The organism is Bordetella sp. (assembly GCF_057362025.1).
This window is the reverse complement of record NZ_JBMQQZ010000010.1, coordinates 1-15,093: the sequence shown is the minus strand read 5'-3', so window position 1 is coordinate 15,093 and position 15,093 is coordinate 1. Positions and strand designations below refer to the sequence as shown.

The window sequence follows — 15,093 nt, the reverse complement described above, 5'->3', positions numbered from 1 at the left end:
GAACAGGATGCGTTCCGTCGTGGTGGTCTTCCCTGCATCGATGTGCGCAGAGATGCCAATGTTGCGGTAGCGCTCGATGGGGGTTTTGCGAGCCATGTTTGATAAATCCTTTGATTACCAGCGGAAATGGCTGAAAGCCTTGTTGGCTTCGGCCATCTTGTGCGTGTCTTCGCGCTTCTTCATCGCGGCGCCGCGGCCTTCCGACGCATCGAGCAGTTCGCCAGCCAGACGCAGATCCATCGACTTTTCGCCGCGCTTCTTCGCGGCTTCGCGGAGCCAGCGCATGGCCAGGGCCAGGCGGCGCACGGGGCGCACTTCAACCGGCACCTGGTAGTTCGCGCCGCCAACGCGGCGGCTCTTCACTTCGACGATGGGCTTGATGTTGTTGATGGCGGTGCTGAAGACTTCCAGCGGATCCTTGCCGCTCTTGCTTTGCACCTGCTCCAGCGCACCGTAGACGATACGCTCGGCGACGGCCTTCTTGCCGTCCAGCATCACAACGTTCATGAACTTGGCGAGCTCGACGCTGCCGAACTTGGGATCGGGCAGAATCTCGCGCTTGGGGACTTCACGACGACGGGGCATTTCTTGCTTCCTTGTGTCAGTTCAGTTGAACCAGGGCCTGGGCCCATGGCCACGGCCATCCAGACGGGATGACCACTTACGTGCCGCGCCAAACCGGGCGCGGCTGCACGGGTGGTGGGCGGCAGGCCCACCGGCATTGCTTGTCACACGGACCATGCCAGCCTTGCGGCGGCACAGCCACGCGGAAGGGAGCGCATCGCGTGAGAACCACGCGGTGCCGCCGCCCTATCAGGCCTTCTTCGGCCGCTTGGCGCCGTACTTCGAACGGGCCTGCTTGCGATCCTTCACGCCTTGCAGATCCAGGGAGCCGCGGACGATGTGATAGCGCACGCCCGGCAGATCCTTGACACGGCCGCCGCGCACCAGCACGACGGAGTGTTCCTGCAGGTTGTGGCCTTCGCCGCCGATGTACGAAATGACTTCGTAGCCATTGGTCAGGCGAACCTTGGCGACCTTACGCAGGGCGGAGTTCGGCTTCTTGGGGGTGGTGGTGTACACACGGGTGCACACGCCGCGTCGCTGAGGGCAATTTTCGAGCGCGGGGCTCTTGCTCTTCACGATGCTGACTTCGCGCGGCTTGCGCACGAGTTGGCTGATGGTAGGCATGACCTTTGAAATCCCTTTTACGTACCACTGGTAAGTACTTTCGTACTCGCCCCCTCCGCCGCGGCGGCCTTGCTGCCACGGATCACAGGGGAGGCAGTTCGCGCAAAACCGCCTCAAACAATTACGTAAAAGAGCGGGTCTTGCAGACAAATAAAGCGCACAAAGCGACCATGGCGGCCTTCGGTAAGCCCGGTCGGCCTGGTCGGTTTTGCACGCGAATAAATCAGTGAGCCCATGAATTTAGCGTAGATTGCCCGGGCTGTCAAAAGATTTCCAAGGGAAATCCCTGGGACGGATCAACGAAATACGTGCCGGATAGCGGCGGGCTGGCCGGGCTTCAGGTCCAGAGAGACCCGGTACGGCGCCAGGCCGGCGTTGCGGACTTCCACCGCGTGGCGGCCGGCGGGCAGGGTCAACGTTTTGACGGGCGGGCTCAAACCGCGGGAAACGCCGTCCACGAAGATCTCTCCCCAGGGCTGCACGTCCACTCTGACGACCACGGCGACCGGACGGGCGGGACGCGACGCGGTCGGCTCGGCAGCTTCCGTCGTGTCGGCCGGGCCGGCGGGTGACTGCGCGGCCGGGGAAGCATCCCCGCGGGCGCCGGGGGCTGTCGGCGGCGCCGCCGACAGCGATTGCGGATCCGGAGACCGCCCAGCCTCATCGGCGGCGTCGGGCAGGCCCGCCGCGGCGCCCTCGGTGCCGGTATCGTCCGAGGAGGCTTCCGGCGGCGCGGGACGGGGATACGCGGCCGGACGCGGCGATACGGCGGCCGTCCGCGAAGGCGCCGTGTCCCGGGCGTCCTGCTCGCCAGTCCAGAGCCAGATGCCGGCGACGACCATCACGCCGAATGCCACCGCGAGAAGGCCGCCCAGCCGGCGCCGCGGCCCGGCGGCGCCGCGTTGCTGTCCGGCGGCGTGGCCGGTGGTGGCCGGCGCGCCGGCCACGCCGCCCTGGGCGGAAGCGTTCTCTTCGGTCTCGGGCACGCACGATATTCCCAGCATGGCGCACAGGTCCGCCACCGATTGCGGCCGCTGGGTGGGCTCCAGCGACAGGCCCCGGTCGATCATCGCGAGAAAGGCCTCGTCGTAGCCGCGGGGCTTGCGGGTGGCCAGGGGGACATACTGGTCCTCCGCCCGCCGTGCCAAAGCGTGAGGCGGCGGCGAACCGCTGACCAGGGAACACATGACGGCGCAAAGCGCATAGACGTCGGTCCACGGACCGCAGGCCTGCACGGCATCCGGATCGAACTGCTCCACCGCGGCGAAGCAGGAAGCGGGCTCCATGGCACCCGCGTGGTCCGGGTACAGCGCCGGCACCATCAGATGGGCATAACCGAACTCGTCCAGACCGACGGTATGGACGGAAATCGCGCCGTGGACCTTGCCCTGTTCGTGCGCCGCCATCAATTCAGGCGCGATTTCGGACACCACGCGTCCGATCCGCTTCTGCGGCACACCGCCCGCCGCGGCGGCGGCGATCGCGGCCAGGGGTCGATATCCGAAGGGCTCCGGCGCGGGATGTTCCGCCCCAGGCATAAAGGCCGGTGATACAGACATCGCTTTGACTCCGAAACCCATCTCCCGCTCTCCCACGCGGCAACCCGCCGTGCGCCCCGCGTCCGCGGCGCGCTCTGCGTCAGGCCACCTGCCCCTTGGTATGGTTCATGCCAGCGCGCTATCCATCGTTTTGCCGATGGCAAAAAATGGATTGAATCATGAAGCGCCCGCGCTGGCACCATGTCCCGAGGTTTTCGCCAGTTTTTTTCTCCGTATCCCGCGCCCGGCGGGAGGTCCCCGGACGCGCCGTCATAAGAAGAAATATTGGACTGCAAAAATAGACGAATCGCCGCCGGACCCGTGGCTATGATCGACGGTTGCCTTGCCCTTGGCTATCGCGGCGACGGCGCTGCCGCCGCCCCGACTTCCGCGCACTTCCCTTTCGACGACACGGCCTCGCGCCGCGGAGATCCGAACTATGAAGCTGACCGTGAACCGCCGTCTCGATGCCCAGCCGCACACGCCCACGGCCGCCGTTTTCCTGGCCCCCGGTGGCACGATAGGACGCGCCCCGGAAAACCAGCTGGCCCTGCCTGACGCAACCGGCCTGTGCCGGGTCCAGGCCGCCCTGCGCTATCGCGATGGCGGTTGGCGCCTGGCAAACCTGAGCGCCATGAGCGCCGTGGCGGTGAACGGGATGCCGCTGCCGGCCACGCGCGACCAATTGCTCGAAAACGGCGACGAAGTCACGATCGGACCCTACGTACTGAGCGCGGATACCGCCGCCGGGCAGGCCGGCGCGAGACCGGCCCAGGCCGATGTATTCGGCGACCTGATCGGTCCCGGCACCCTCCCGGTCGCAAGTATGTCGGAACTGGGCGTGCATCCCTTCGATATGGAAAGCGCGGTATCGCGCAATCCGGACGACCCGCTGGCGCAACTGCGCGACGATGCCTGGGCCCATGATGCCGCCCAGCGCGATCCGCTGGCCCTGTTTCCCGACCCCGGCGGCGTGCACCATGCGCTGTCCGATCCGACGCCGGCCATGTTGCCGGCCGACGATCCCCTGGCGGCGCGCAGGACCGGACCCATAGGCGACACGCTGCGCCCGGTCAACGGCGCGCATGGCCAAGGCGCCATGCGCGATGACGCGCCCGAGTACGGCAACCCGATGACGCCGCCACGCCCGCGCCGCTAGGCTGGCCCTGCCCGGCAGGCCCTGCCGCAGATTCGCGAAGTCACGACCTCAAGGGCCCCAGCAAGCGAGGCGCGGAGTCGGCATCGGCACCAGCGATAGGGAAACAACGTGGGGCTTTTTTCAGGAATTGGGATTGGCGTGTCAACGCTCCGGCGATCTTGGCATAGTCATCGCCTGACGACGCGCCTGGCCATGGCCGGGGCGATCGCGCTAGCCTCGCTATTGCCGCCTGGCATGGCCCACGCGACCGGCTTTGATTGCAGGTTCGCCAAAACCGTGGAATTTCTTCTTCGAGAATTCGCGAGTTTCCTGATCATCGATGCCGCAGAAGGGGCGACGTCGCAAAGCGCACGCGGTCGGCGCGGGCGCGCGCGCTCAGGGCGCCAGCAACAGTACGGTAGGCTGGCTGGGCACGATCCGCATGCCCAGCGCGTTGACGCGGTTCTGCAGCGACAGGCTGGTCATGCGGGTTGCCGGCGTGCCCAGGATCAGGACGGTAAAGGCTCCCGTCAAATGGCGCGACTGGCTCATGAAGGTCTGCGAAATGATGCCCCCCGCCACGCCCGGCGTGTCGCCCAGGGTAATGGGCGTGATGGTTGCCATGTTGTGGGCGGGCGCGGCCATGAACAGCACGTTCCAGGCATTCGGTATCGCGGTGGGCCCCAGCGCCGTGTTGGGATACGGCAGCGGCGCCATCGCCGCCGGCGGCGTCTTGCAGCAATCCGGAAACGCCAGGTCCACGCCCATCAGTTGGCAATTCGCAAACATATCCGCTCCGTTGTCATAAGGCCGGACCCGCCACGCCTGTGCGGCGACGGGGCCAGGGTTTGGCGCCCTCGGTATAGGCGCCGTCCAATGAGGTGCTGCCATCCAGGACCGCTTCCCCGAGGTCAGCGCGAAACAGGTTCGCGTCGCGCAAATCCGCCCGCGTGAAATCGGCCCTGCCCAGCAGGCTCTGCATCAGATTCGCGCCGCGCAGCGTTGCGCCGGTGAAATCGGCGCGCACGAACAGGCTTTCGGCAGCGTCGATGCCGTCCAGGCACGCGCCGACGAAGACGCATTCGGACAGGTCGCTGCCATGCAGCCTGGCACGCGCCAGGCTGGCGCCTTCCAGGCGTACACCCCGCAGGCCGCACTGCCGTAGCTCAACGTCGTCCAGGCGCGCGTGTCGAAGCACGGTGCCGGAAGAGAACGACGACATTTCCAGCCGCGCGCCGCTGAAGTCCATCCCGGCGCCAAACCCGGTATGGACAAAGGCGCACCGTATCAGGCCGGCATGGGAAAACGCCGTATCCGCCAGCGTGCATTCCATGAAAGCACAGCGGCGCAGCATGGCCTCGCGGAAGTCGCAAGCCTGGAAGACCGCTTTCAGCGGCACGGCTTCTTCCAGCGTCGCGCCGCGAAAATCGCAGCGCGCGAAGCGGCTTTCGCCCAGCCGCGTTTGGGTCAGCCGCGCCCCGGCGAACGAGCAGGACGAGAACTGCGCGCTTTCCAGCGTCGCCTGGTCCAGGTCCACCGCCGCCAGGGATACACCGTCGAAACGCGCATCGGCGATGTTGGCCCGCTGCAACCGCGCGCGCGCCAGCGAACCGCCGGCCATCGACACGCGCGCCAGCACCGCTTGCGTGAAGTCGCAGTCGTCCAGGCATGCACCATCCAGCTTTGCCCCTTCCAGCGACGCACCGCGAAAACAGGCGCTCCGCAGATCCAGGCCCGACAGATCGGCGCCGACAAGCTGCATGCCGGTGAAGTCGCGAGTGCGTTGATGGATGGCCGCTATCCGCCGCCGCGTGCGCCGCGCGCGAAGCGGCGGCATGGCTTCAGGGGCGGCGCCGAGATGCGCGGTTTGCAGATAGAGCCGGTCGGCTTGCGCCGCGAAGGAGTCCCGCCTGGCGCCGACCTGGGGAAACCGCTCTCCGAACTCGCGCAGCTGCCGCTTCAGCGCCCCGGGATCGAAGCGTGCGGCCATGGGGCCGCCGCCGTCCGGCCGCGCGATGGTGTCCACATCCACACCGACAGCCTCGCCGAAGCGCTGCAGGTCGGGATCGCGCAGCAGCGTATCGCGCGCCTGCGCCAACAGTGCTTCACCTTTTTCGCGCTCCTGGCCGGCCTGCTCCAACAGCGCGGGCAGATCGTCGATCTTCATGCGCGGCGGCATCGTCATGGGCGGTGCGAGGAAGTCGTCCGGGTCCAGCCCTTCGTCGGCCAGCGTCTGCCGGGACGCCAGGCGCCGCCGCTCCGCGCCGGCGTACATATTGCGAACCAGCGGCCGCGCGGCGATGTCGGGCAAAGGTGCGTCGGATGCATCCGCATAGAGCGCCGCCTCTGCCAGGTCGCCATCGCGCAAGGCATGGATGGCGCCTTCGCGGGGATCGGTGCGGCGGCGCAGGACGTCCTGGTAATGGTCCATGCCTCGGCTGGCCTCGGCCAGCTCGATGGCCAGCATGACGTGGGCAATATCGGCGGCGTCGCTCTCGGCGATCTCCAGCGCGCCATGCCAGATCAGCAGTACCCGATCGCGATGCGGGAAGAACCATACCGTGCTCAGTCGCATCGGGATTTCCCGCAACCCGGGAGCGTCCCCGTGGCCGCCGGCGAAGCAACGCACGCGCCACGTCGGCAAATGCCCGTGCAGCACGGGACGATCCGGATGCATATTCCAGATCTCGTATTCCGCGCCGGCCGGTACTTCGGCACGTCCTGTCCACCATTGATCCGGGGACGCCGCATTGAAGTAATGCCAGTCCATGTCGGCGGCGAAGCCGGGAAATTCCCGCTGTAGCCAATCCTGGCCGTATCGCGTGCCCATGCGCGCGAAGCGCGCCGGGTTGTCGGGCGCGATGGCGTCGAAACTGGCCGGAGTCACGTCTTGTCCCGGCCGCGATACGCGCCCGCGCGGATGCTCTACATTGGGCAACGGCACCGCTTGCACGCCGTCGATGCGCCGCGCGTGCATGCCCGCCCCCAGCGGATTGCCCGCATGCCCAGGACCGCCATAGGTATGTGCCCAGTCCACGCGCATCGCATCGAAGGCCGCGGGGGCGGTGGCGCGACCATCCAGCCAGTACCGGTCGCCGAACACGAGCAAAGACTTGTCCAGCCCGCCCACGCAGACCCGCACGGCGCAGGCGGTCTTGTCCGGTTGGTGGCGCGTATAGGCCAGCCCGCTGATCAGGAATTCCGGATCGGCCTTGGGCATGCCCAGATCCAGCAGTCCGCCAGCCTCCTCCGACGCCACGCGCCACAACTCCTGCTCCGGCATCAGCGCGGGCTGCTCGTCCAGGGTCGCCAGCGCCATGACGGCCGTGCCCAGCACGTCGGTGCCATACCGGCGGTAAGGACGCGTCAGCACGCTAAGGCGGGAAGGCTTTACGACGCGCATGGGTGCCGGCGGGCGGTCAGATGATGGTGAACAGACCCGTCAGCAGGTTCTTCGCCGCCGTCGTTTCCGTCGCCAGACCGTTGTTCTTGTATTCGGTCGCGCCGATCTTGCTCGACATGCCGAAGATGTCGGTCTTGATGGCGCTGACGTCGGCCTTGGATACCGCTACGCCGACGTTCGAGCGCCATACGGTCGCGTTGCCGAGCCCGAATGTGGCTTGTGCGACGGTCAGGTTCAATCCGAAGGGCGTGGCCTTCAGCCAGCTCTTGGTCGACAGATCCTTGACCTGCTTGCCGTTCAGCACCACATCGGTGTCGCTGGTCAGCGTGATCTTCTGCGGCGCCGTCATATCGATGCCCGCGCCGGTCGATGTGACGGTAATCTGTTGCGCCGCCCTTGCGTCCATCCCGGCAGCCTGCGATTCGACATGCATCTGTTCCTTCGCCAGCAACCCCATGCCGGCGGCGAAGGACTGCACGGATACCTGGCCCTGCGCCTGCGCCGTCAGCGCCCCCGCCTGCACGTCGTGCAGCGCATCGCCCGAAGTCACGTGGACTTCCTGTCCGGTGTTCAGCGTCTCCTTGAACAAGCCGGTCACCGTGCGCGTCTCGCCATCGGCGGCCACCGTCGTCGTCAATCCGTGGTCGAACTGCTCCGTGGTCATGCCGCCGGCAACGTGCAGCGTGCGAGCACCATTGACGGTGTGGGCCTCGTTATCCGTCACAGTGACCGAACGGGCCTGGCCGACGGTCAAGGCATCCGCACCCTGGACATGGACGGAGCGGGCGCCAATGATCGTGGTCGCGTCGTTGCCGCCAATGAAAGTGGTACGCGAGCCGTCGACATTGCGGTGCTCGTCCGCCTCGACCTCCGTGCGCATGTTGCGTTCCGCATGCAGCCATATTTCCTCCTGTCCGGGCTTGTCCTCGAACATGAATGCATTGGCCGTGCGGGGCGTTCCGTCCTGCGAGCGCGACAGGAACCCGCTCTGCGTTGCATTGGCCGGCAGATCCCACGGCGGCATATTCGAGCCGTTGTAGACGCGGCCTATAACGATGGGCCGGTCGGGATGGCCGCCGATGAAGTCGACCACCACTTCGTCCCCGCGCCGCGGCAGCTGAATGCCGCCGAAGCCGCCGCTGGCCCAGGGGCTGGATACGCGCACCCAGCATGAGCTGTTTTCATTGCGCTGCCCGACACGGTCCCAATGAAACTGGACCTTGATGCGGCCGTACTCGTCGGTCCATATCTGCTGGCCATCCTTGCCGACCACGGTGGCGGTTTGCGGGCCATGCGTATAGGCCTGCGGCGTGACTCGCGGCGGTCGGAACTGGATCTCGGCCGGCAGCACGGTGAAGCCCACGTCGAAGACCATCGGATCGGGCGTTCCGCTCGTGTAGCCGCCTTCGCGGATGTGATAGTGCGCGGCGATGATCAGGTACTCGCGGTTCTCCGCGTCACGCGGATGGTTCACGAGGCTGAAGCGATAGCCCGGCGCGAACCCCAGCGCGTTGCAGGCGCCGGAGACCAGTTCGCGGCGGCACTGCAGGCCTTCGAGGCGAACACGCGAGTAGGACTCGCCCTGTTCCGGATCGGTATAGCCGCCCAGCCATTCGTAGATTTCGAGCTTGCCGTCGTCATACGGCGCCGGGTTCGCGCGGCGCGCGTCCATGCTGGTGCCCGGATGCCTGAAGTCGAAATCGGTGGTGGCGAAGCCGCTGGGCGTAATCTGCTCGGCCGGTTCCCATGCATTGACGTATTCCTCGCGCGGGACCGCGACGCGGTCCGGACCGTAGTACGGCAGGGTATCGCAGCCGGAGCAGGCATCGTGCTGCGTAATGTCGTCGGTCAGCACGAGCGTGTGCTTATCCTGTTCGTGCCTGAACCAGTAGTAGATGCCCTCGTGCTCCATCAGGCGGCTGATGAAGTCGAAATCGGTCTCCTGATACTGCACGCTGTATTCCCATTTGCGATAGGTGCCGGACAGCCGCCATTCGACCGGGAAGGCGTAATCGGCCAGTACTTCCCTGACGATGTCGGGCGCACTTTTGTTCTGGAAGATCTTGTTGTCCGAACTCTGCGTCAGGTACCACAGCCAGGGCCTGACCGTGGCGCGATAAATGTACAGGCGGGACATGGCGTTCTCACGGCCGACCAGCGTGCAACGCGTGATGTGTCCACTCAGGTACCGTGGTACGCCCGCGCCACCGGCGATCCGCAGCGACAATGGGCGGCCGAGCAATTGCCGAAGATCCAGCGCGTACGATTCCGCAAGCAGTTCGACCTCGAATTCGAACAGCATCGATATACCCTCCGACCCGTTCATCGCACGGAACAGCAGGGTGCCGGGCGGCAAAGGCGTGTGCGCCGAGACGATACGGTCCATTCGTACTCCCAAGTGGCCGGCGCGACGCCGGCAAGACTTCAATGTCCCGGTGAAGTGCACTCGCACGGCCGGGAGAGAAGATGCTAGAGGCGGCGAATGTCCCCGATGTTTCACTAACATCCGTTATCATCTTTTACCGATATGGCGCTTACACCCCGCTGCGGCGTTCGGTAGAGTGGCGGCGAGCCATCGTCGACCAAGCGGCCGTCGCGCCAATGAGGGCGAAACCTCATCCCTCGGAGGGCTTGTTCTTTCTGCCGCAGACAAGACACAATATGTCGCGCTTTAAACATCCCGCTCGGCCCGTGCAAGGGCCCAACCCGAACCAGGCTGTCCACATGTACACCACCGCTCGTTTTGCCGTGCTGGGCCTGGCGGCAGCGCTCGCCGCATGTTCCATCCCGCCGACCGCCTCCTCCCCGCCCGCGGCCCCCAGCCAGGCTGCGGAGGACACACTGGCCCGGGTACGCCAGAGCTATCAGTCGGGCGCCTACGGCGACGTCATCCGCACCGTGGCGACGTCCGACGCGTTGGCGGCGGCCCCCACCGACATGCGCGTCGAATCGCTGAAGTTGCAAGCCTTCAGCTACTGCGTGACAGGCTATCGCGTCCTGTGCGAGGATGATTTCACGCGGATCCTGAATCTCGATCCCGGTTTCGAACTCAGTGCCGCCGAGATCGGCCACCCGCTGTGGGGCCCGGCATTTCGTCGTGCGAAGGCCGCGCGAGGCGGCTGACACAAGGAATAGGTAGTGGCTCTGCACCGGTATGAAGACCCGGCCTTTTTCCAGTTGCTGGCCGACAGCTACGAGCGACTGCTGGGACAGCCCCTGCTGCCTCGCCCCATGACGGCGCAGGACGGTGCGCGATGGTTGTACGAGGACGCGCCTTTCGCCGTTCTGGCGCATAACACCGATGCCGATCCATGTTTTATCTACGGCAATCGGGCAGCGCAGCGTCGTTTCGAATACAACTGGGACGAGATACTGGAACTTCCGTCGCGCCTATCGGCCGAGGCGCCCAATCGGGAAGAGCGGGCGCGTTTCCTCGAACGCGTGCGTCGCGCCGGCTTCGAAACCGGCTATCGCGGCGTGCGCATCACGAAGTCCGGCAGGCGGTTCATGATCGAGCAGGCCACGCTATGGGAATTGCGCGACGACCGCGATGCCGTGCACGGCCAGGCAGTCGTGATACCCCGTACCACCGACCTGTAAACCGATAGGCAGGCCCGATTCCCGGCGACCGTCGCGGCGATGCGCCTGCGGAATATTCCGACGCCATCGGTATGCGGCTGTCGGCGCATTCGGGCACCGCGCCGACAGACCCGGACCATCGAGGCACATAGACTCGGCCTGTTCCCAGCAACCTCCCGCCGATCCTGGCGACGCGTATCGCCGGCTGGATGCGGGCGGCATGGCGCCGCGGCGCATCCCGACGATGACAGACGTCCCCACCAAAAGTCGTGGCGCCGGTACCCCCGGGCCACGCCAGCCCGCCGCCATCGGTACGGTAGGCGACAAACGCTTCACTGCCCAGCCTGAACCCGGGCATCGCACTGCCGCCTTGACCGGAACGCAGGCGAAAAGCGTACTGGGCGGCGTGCGGCGGCTGCTGCGCGCCGCGATGCACCGCTCGCTCCCACGGGCGGGCAGTCCGCTGCGCCAGGCGCGCGTGAACCTGGACAACGCCTACCAGTGCCTGCTCAAGACGCTGCTGGGCGGCGCCGAACCGCATGGGCCCCGCATGGGCTTCGCGCTGGCCGAGACGCTGGCCACCGAGGCGGCCTACGTCGCCGCTGGCGGCCGTGTGGCCGTTGCCGATTCCGGCCGCCCCGGCCGCTACACGGAACAGGCGATCGCCCCGTATAGCCCGCCGCTGGCGGTCTATGCATTCACCGAGCTTCTCCTGCTGCGCGAATATCTGCCGCGTGTCGCGATGGCGGGACCGGACAAGGTTTCGCCCGGCCCCTGCACCCGCCGGATCATCGATCGCTGCTGCAACGCCGTCGACCGGGAGATCGCCGCCCGCGAGCAGCCTTTCAGCGCGGTCCTTCGCGCGCTGGCGCGCGAAGGCATCCTGCCGGAAGACATGGACGGTCCGTTGCGCGATCTCGCGGCGGTGGTAAGCAGCCGCGAACGGCGCGGCGAGAGTCCCATCCGGTTCCTCAGCGACCTGGCGGAAAGCAGGAACAACGACGAGCTGGAGAATGCCGCGGCCTCGCTGGCGTCGACGCCCCTGCGGACCGTATTCGATACGGCATCCATTCCGGCCACCCACGGGCGGCTGACGATTTCGGCCTACGATGGCGGCGTCAGAACCTGCGCACGTATCCTGAAGAATGCGCTGGATCAATGCATGCGCTCACGCCTGATCCTGCGCGCCCGGCTGCTGCTGAAACAGGGCGGCGCCGAGGCCGGTGCGGCCTCGCACACCTTGCGATCGATCTGCGACATGCTCGCGCAAGGCGTTTCCACCATGAATGGCGATACTCCGCTGACCCGCACGCAGCGAGATGCCCTTGTCGCGGCCTTGCTTGCCAAGGCCCTGGTCGGCACGGACGGCCTGGACGTGCATCGGTACGTTGCCGGCATGTCGGACGCCACCCTGCGGATCTTCGAACGCCATCTACCCTTCCTGCCCGCGCCCCGGCGCAAGGCCGTACTGCAGATCATCGAGCACGAGCGGCGCCGGCGCGGCGATGGCGATGCGGGGCCGCGCGTGGCGCACAAGCCGGCGGCACACCTGTTTTCGCGGACGATGGGACGGGTCGGCATGCAGGCCACACCGATACTGGCACGGCTTTTCGCGCGCGTGCAGCTGGACCTGCGCCGCCAGGCGGCCACCGGCGATTCCGACGCCGGCCGCGATGCGCCGCCGTCGCCCGAGGCGCTGACACGGATGTCCTTCGACGTGACGGCGCGCACCAACGGTGACTACGAAGTCTCCGTCACGGCGAATCTCGCGCCACACCGGGGCGACGATGCCGTATCGCTGATCTACAAGAGCCGCATCGCACCCGATTTCCGACCCCTGCACGGTTCCTTCCGCCAGACGCGATAAGCGCCGGTCCGGCGCGTATTCCCGACGCCAAAAAAACACCCCAGGAATCGGGCGATTCCTGGGGTGCTGCACTACCTCGGCGATGCTGGGACGAGCCCTTATTCGCCGATCGGATCGTGGTTGCCTTCCGGCGCGGGGTCGCTTTCGCTGTCCGAGCCGATCGTGACCGGCGATTCCTCGAAAGGATTCGCCAGCTGGCGCGCGGCTTCGCGTTCGGCCGCTTCCATCGCTTCCTTGTCCTTGCGAGCAATGTGATACGCCAGACCGGTACCGGCGGGGATCAGACGGCCGACGATGACGTTTTCCTTCAGGCCGCGCAGTTCGTCGCGCTTGCCCATGATGGCGGCTTCGGTCAGGACACGCGTGGTCTCCTGGAAGGAAGCGGCCGAGATGAAGGAATCCGTCGACAGCGAGGCCTTCGTGATACCCAGCAGGACGTTGTCGTAGCTCGCCGGACGCTTGTCCTCGGCCACCACGCGGTCGTTTTCGTTCAGCAGTTCCGAACGCTCGACCTGTTCACCCGGGATGAACTCCGTATCCCCTGCATCGACGATGTTCACGCGACGCAGCATCTGGCGAACGATCACCTCGATGTGCTTGTCGTTGATCTTCACGCCTAGCAGACGGTACACCTCCTGCACTTCGTCCACGATGTAGGTGGCCAGCTTCTCGATGCCTTGCAGGCGCAGGATATCGTGCGGGTCCGCCGGACCGTCGACGATCATTTCGCCCTTGTTCACCACCTGGCCGTCGTGCACCAGGACCTGCTTTTCCTTCGGGATGAGGAATTCGTGGCTGACGCCTTCCAGGTCGGTGATGACCAGACGCTGCTTGCCCTTGGTGTCCTTGCCGAACGAGACCGTACCCGTGACGTCGGCCAGCATGCCGGCATCCTTCGGGGAACGGGCTTCGAACAGTTCGGCCACGCGAGGCAGACCGCCTGTGATGTCGCGGGTCTTCTGCGATTCCTGCGGAATACGCGCCAGGACCTCGCCCACCGTCACCTGCTGGCCATCGCGCACCGTGATAAGCGCGCCGACCGGGAACGAAATGTTCACCGAATGGTCGGTACCGGCGATCTTGACCTCTTCGCCGGACTCGTTGACCAGCTTGATCTGCGGACGCATGACGATCTTGCCGCCACGGGTCTTGGGCGTGATCACGACCAGCGTCGACAGGCCGGTGACTTCGTCCACCTGCTTGGCGACGGTAACGCCTTCCTCGATGTTCTCGAAGCGCACCTGGCCGGCGTATTCCGACACGATCGGACGGGTCAGCGGATCCCAGCTCGCCAGGCGAGCGCCGGCCTTGACGGCCTCGCCATCGCCGACCAGCACGGTCGCGCCGTACGGGATCTTGTGACGTTCGCGCTCGCGGCCGTTATCGTCATGGATGACGATTTCGCCCGAACGGGAGATCGCCACACGCTCGCCCTTGGCGTTGGTGACGTAGCGCATCGTGCTGGCGAAACCGACCGTACCGTTGGACTTGGTTTCCACGGCGCTGGCCAGAGCCGAACGCGATGCCGCACCCCCGATGTGGAAGGTACGCATCGTCAGCTGGGTACCCGGTTCGCCGATGGACTGTGCGGCGATGACACCGACGGCCTCGCCGACGTTGACCATGTACCCGCGGCCCAGGTCGCGGCCGTAGCAGTGAGCGCACAGGCCATGACGCGTTTCGCAGGTCAGCGGCGTGCGGACCTTGACTTCGTCCACGCCGATGCGGTCGATCAGGTCGACCAGGTCTTCGTCCAGCAGCGTACCGGCCTCGATCGCGGTTTCCTGCGTATCGGGATTGACGATGTCCACGGCGGCCACGCGGCCCAGGATACGGTCGCGCAGCGGTTCGATGACTTCACCGCCCTCGACCAGCGCCTTCATCGAGTAACCCTGCGAGGTGCCGCAGTCGTTTTCGATGATGACCAGATCCTGCGTCACGTCGACCAGACGGCGGGTCAGGTAACCCGAGTTCGCCGTCTTCAACGCGGTATCGGCCAGGCCTTTACGCGCGCCGTGCGTCGAGATGAAGTACTGCAGTACGTTCAGGCCTTCACGGAAGTTGGCGGTAATGGGCGTTTCGATGATCGAGCCGTCCGGCTTGGCCATCAGGCCGCGCATGCCCGCCAGCTGGCGAATCTGGGCGGCCGAACCGCGGGCGCCCGAGTCGGCCATCATGTAGATGGAGTTGAAGGATTCCTGGCGCACTTCCTCGCCGTGACGGTTGGTCACGGGTTCGGTCGCCAGTTGCTCCATCATCGCCTTGCCGACCTTGTCGCCGGCCTTGCCCCAGATGTCCACCACGTTGTTGTAGCGTTCCTGGGACGTGACCAGACCCGACGAGTACTGCTTGTCGATTTCCTTCACTTCCTTGCTGG

Annotated in this window: 11 protein-coding genes and 1 pseudogene; 4 read left to right on the top strand and 8 right to left on the bottom strand. The window is 66.1% G+C overall.

The features are described 5' to 3' along the window. The 4 genes from ACO1P8_RS03490 to ACO1P8_RS03475 form a co-directional block, all read right to left on the bottom strand. Nucleotides 1–96, bottom strand: a 96-nt coding sequence (locus tag ACO1P8_RS03490; protein ID WP_486294532.1) for a GTP-binding protein, incomplete at its 3' end; no start/stop codon positions are given. A gap of 18 nt (nt 97–114) precedes the next feature. Next, complete coding sequence (gene rpsG / locus ACO1P8_RS03485) at nt 115–585, bottom strand: 30S ribosomal protein S7 (protein WP_066641805.1); 471 nt, start codon at nt 583–585, stop codon at nt 115–117. A gap of 228 nt (nt 586–813) precedes the next feature. After that, a complete protein-coding gene (gene rpsL / locus ACO1P8_RS03480; protein ID WP_066641807.1) occupies nt 814–1,191 on the bottom strand; it encodes a 30S ribosomal protein S12 in 378 nt (125 codons plus the stop codon). A gap of 296 nt (nt 1,192–1,487) precedes the next feature. Further along, nucleotides 1,488–2,750 (bottom strand): serine/threonine-protein kinase, encoded by a 1,263-nt coding sequence (locus ACO1P8_RS03475; protein WP_486294530.1) that lies wholly within the window; start codon nt 2,748–2,750, stop codon nt 1,488–1,490. Nucleotides 2,751–3,168: 418 nt separating this feature from the next. Between ACO1P8_RS03475 and ACO1P8_RS03470 the strand changes: the two genes are divergently transcribed. Then, nucleotides 3,169–3,888, top strand: coding sequence for an FHA domain-containing protein (locus tag ACO1P8_RS03470; RefSeq protein ID WP_486294529.1), 720 nt, complete (start codon nt 3,169–3,171; stop codon nt 3,886–3,888). Between the two features lie 375 nt (nt 3,889–4,263). On the opposite strand, the gene ACO1P8_RS03465 is transcribed toward ACO1P8_RS03470, so the two are convergent. From ACO1P8_RS03465 to ACO1P8_RS03455, 3 genes are read right to left on the bottom strand one after another with little or no spacing between them, the layout of a single operon-like run. After that, the gene (locus ACO1P8_RS03465; protein WP_094844418.1) at nt 4,264–4,656 is read right to left on the bottom strand and encodes a DUF4150 domain-containing protein; all 393 of its coding nucleotides are present in this window, start codon (nt 4,654–4,656) and stop codon (nt 4,264–4,266) included. A gap of 13 nt (nt 4,657–4,669) precedes the next feature. Then, entirely contained in the window at nt 4,670–7,270 is a 2,601-nt protein-coding gene (locus ACO1P8_RS03460; protein ID WP_486294528.1) for a DUF2169 family type VI secretion system accessory protein, read from the bottom strand. A 16-nt stretch (nt 7,271–7,286) separates the two neighbouring features. Next, a complete protein-coding gene (locus ACO1P8_RS03455; protein WP_486294527.1) occupies nt 7,287–9,656 on the bottom strand; it encodes a type VI secretion system Vgr family protein in 2,370 nt (789 codons plus the stop codon). 338 nt (nt 9,657–9,994) lie between these two features. On the opposite strand from ACO1P8_RS03455, the gene ACO1P8_RS03450 reads away from it, so the two are divergent. From ACO1P8_RS03450 to ACO1P8_RS03440, 3 genes are all read left to right on the top strand, one after another. Continuing rightward, on the top strand, nt 9,995–10,393 hold the full coding sequence (locus ACO1P8_RS03450; protein ID WP_486294526.1) for a TssQ family T6SS-associated lipoprotein: 399 nt from the start codon (nt 9,995–9,997) through the stop codon (nt 10,391–10,393). A 21-nt stretch (nt 10,394–10,414) separates the two neighbouring features. Further along, complete coding sequence (locus ACO1P8_RS03445) at nt 10,415–10,870, top strand: MEKHLA domain-containing protein (protein WP_486294531.1); 456 nt, start codon at nt 10,415–10,417, stop codon at nt 10,868–10,870. Nucleotides 10,871–11,093: 223 nt separating this feature from the next. Then, nucleotides 11,094–12,716, top strand: coding sequence for a hypothetical protein (locus ACO1P8_RS03440; RefSeq protein WP_486294525.1), 1,623 nt, complete (start codon nt 11,094–11,096; stop codon nt 12,714–12,716). 98 nt (nt 12,717–12,814) lie between these two features. Here ACO1P8_RS03440 and ACO1P8_RS03435 read toward each other — a convergent pair. Further along, nucleotides 12,815–15,093: pseudogene (locus tag ACO1P8_RS03435) on the bottom strand (DNA-directed RNA polymerase subunit beta'); the annotation flags it as partial.

Coding starts and splice junctions, on each gene's coding strand:
- ACO1P8_RS03455 (WP_486294527.1), bottom strand. CDS start 9,656: ATGGACCGTATCGTCTCGGCGCACACGCCTTTGCCGCCCGGCACCCTG.
- rpsL (WP_066641807.1), bottom strand. CDS start 1,191: ATGCCTACCATCAGCCAACTCGTGCGCAAGCCGCGCGAAGTCAGCATC.
- ACO1P8_RS03475 (WP_486294530.1), bottom strand. CDS start 2,750: ATGTCTGTATCACCGGCCTTTATGCCTGGGGCGGAACATCCCGCGCCG.
- ACO1P8_RS03470 (WP_486294529.1), top strand. CDS start 3,169: ATGAAGCTGACCGTGAACCGCCGTCTCGATGCCCAGCCGCACACGCCC.
- ACO1P8_RS03440 (WP_486294525.1), top strand. CDS start 11,094: ATGACAGACGTCCCCACCAAAAGTCGTGGCGCCGGTACCCCCGGGCCA.
- ACO1P8_RS03450 (WP_486294526.1), top strand. CDS start 9,995: ATGTACACCACCGCTCGTTTTGCCGTGCTGGGCCTGGCGGCAGCGCTC.
- ACO1P8_RS03465 (WP_094844418.1), bottom strand. CDS start 4,656: ATGTTTGCGAATTGCCAACTGATGGGCGTGGACCTGGCGTTTCCGGAT.
- rpsG (WP_066641805.1), bottom strand. CDS start 585: ATGCCCCGTCGTCGTGAAGTCCCCAAGCGCGAGATTCTGCCCGATCCC.
- ACO1P8_RS03460 (WP_486294528.1), bottom strand. CDS start 7,270: ATGCGCGTCGTAAAGCCTTCCCGCCTTAGCGTGCTGACGCGTCCTTAC.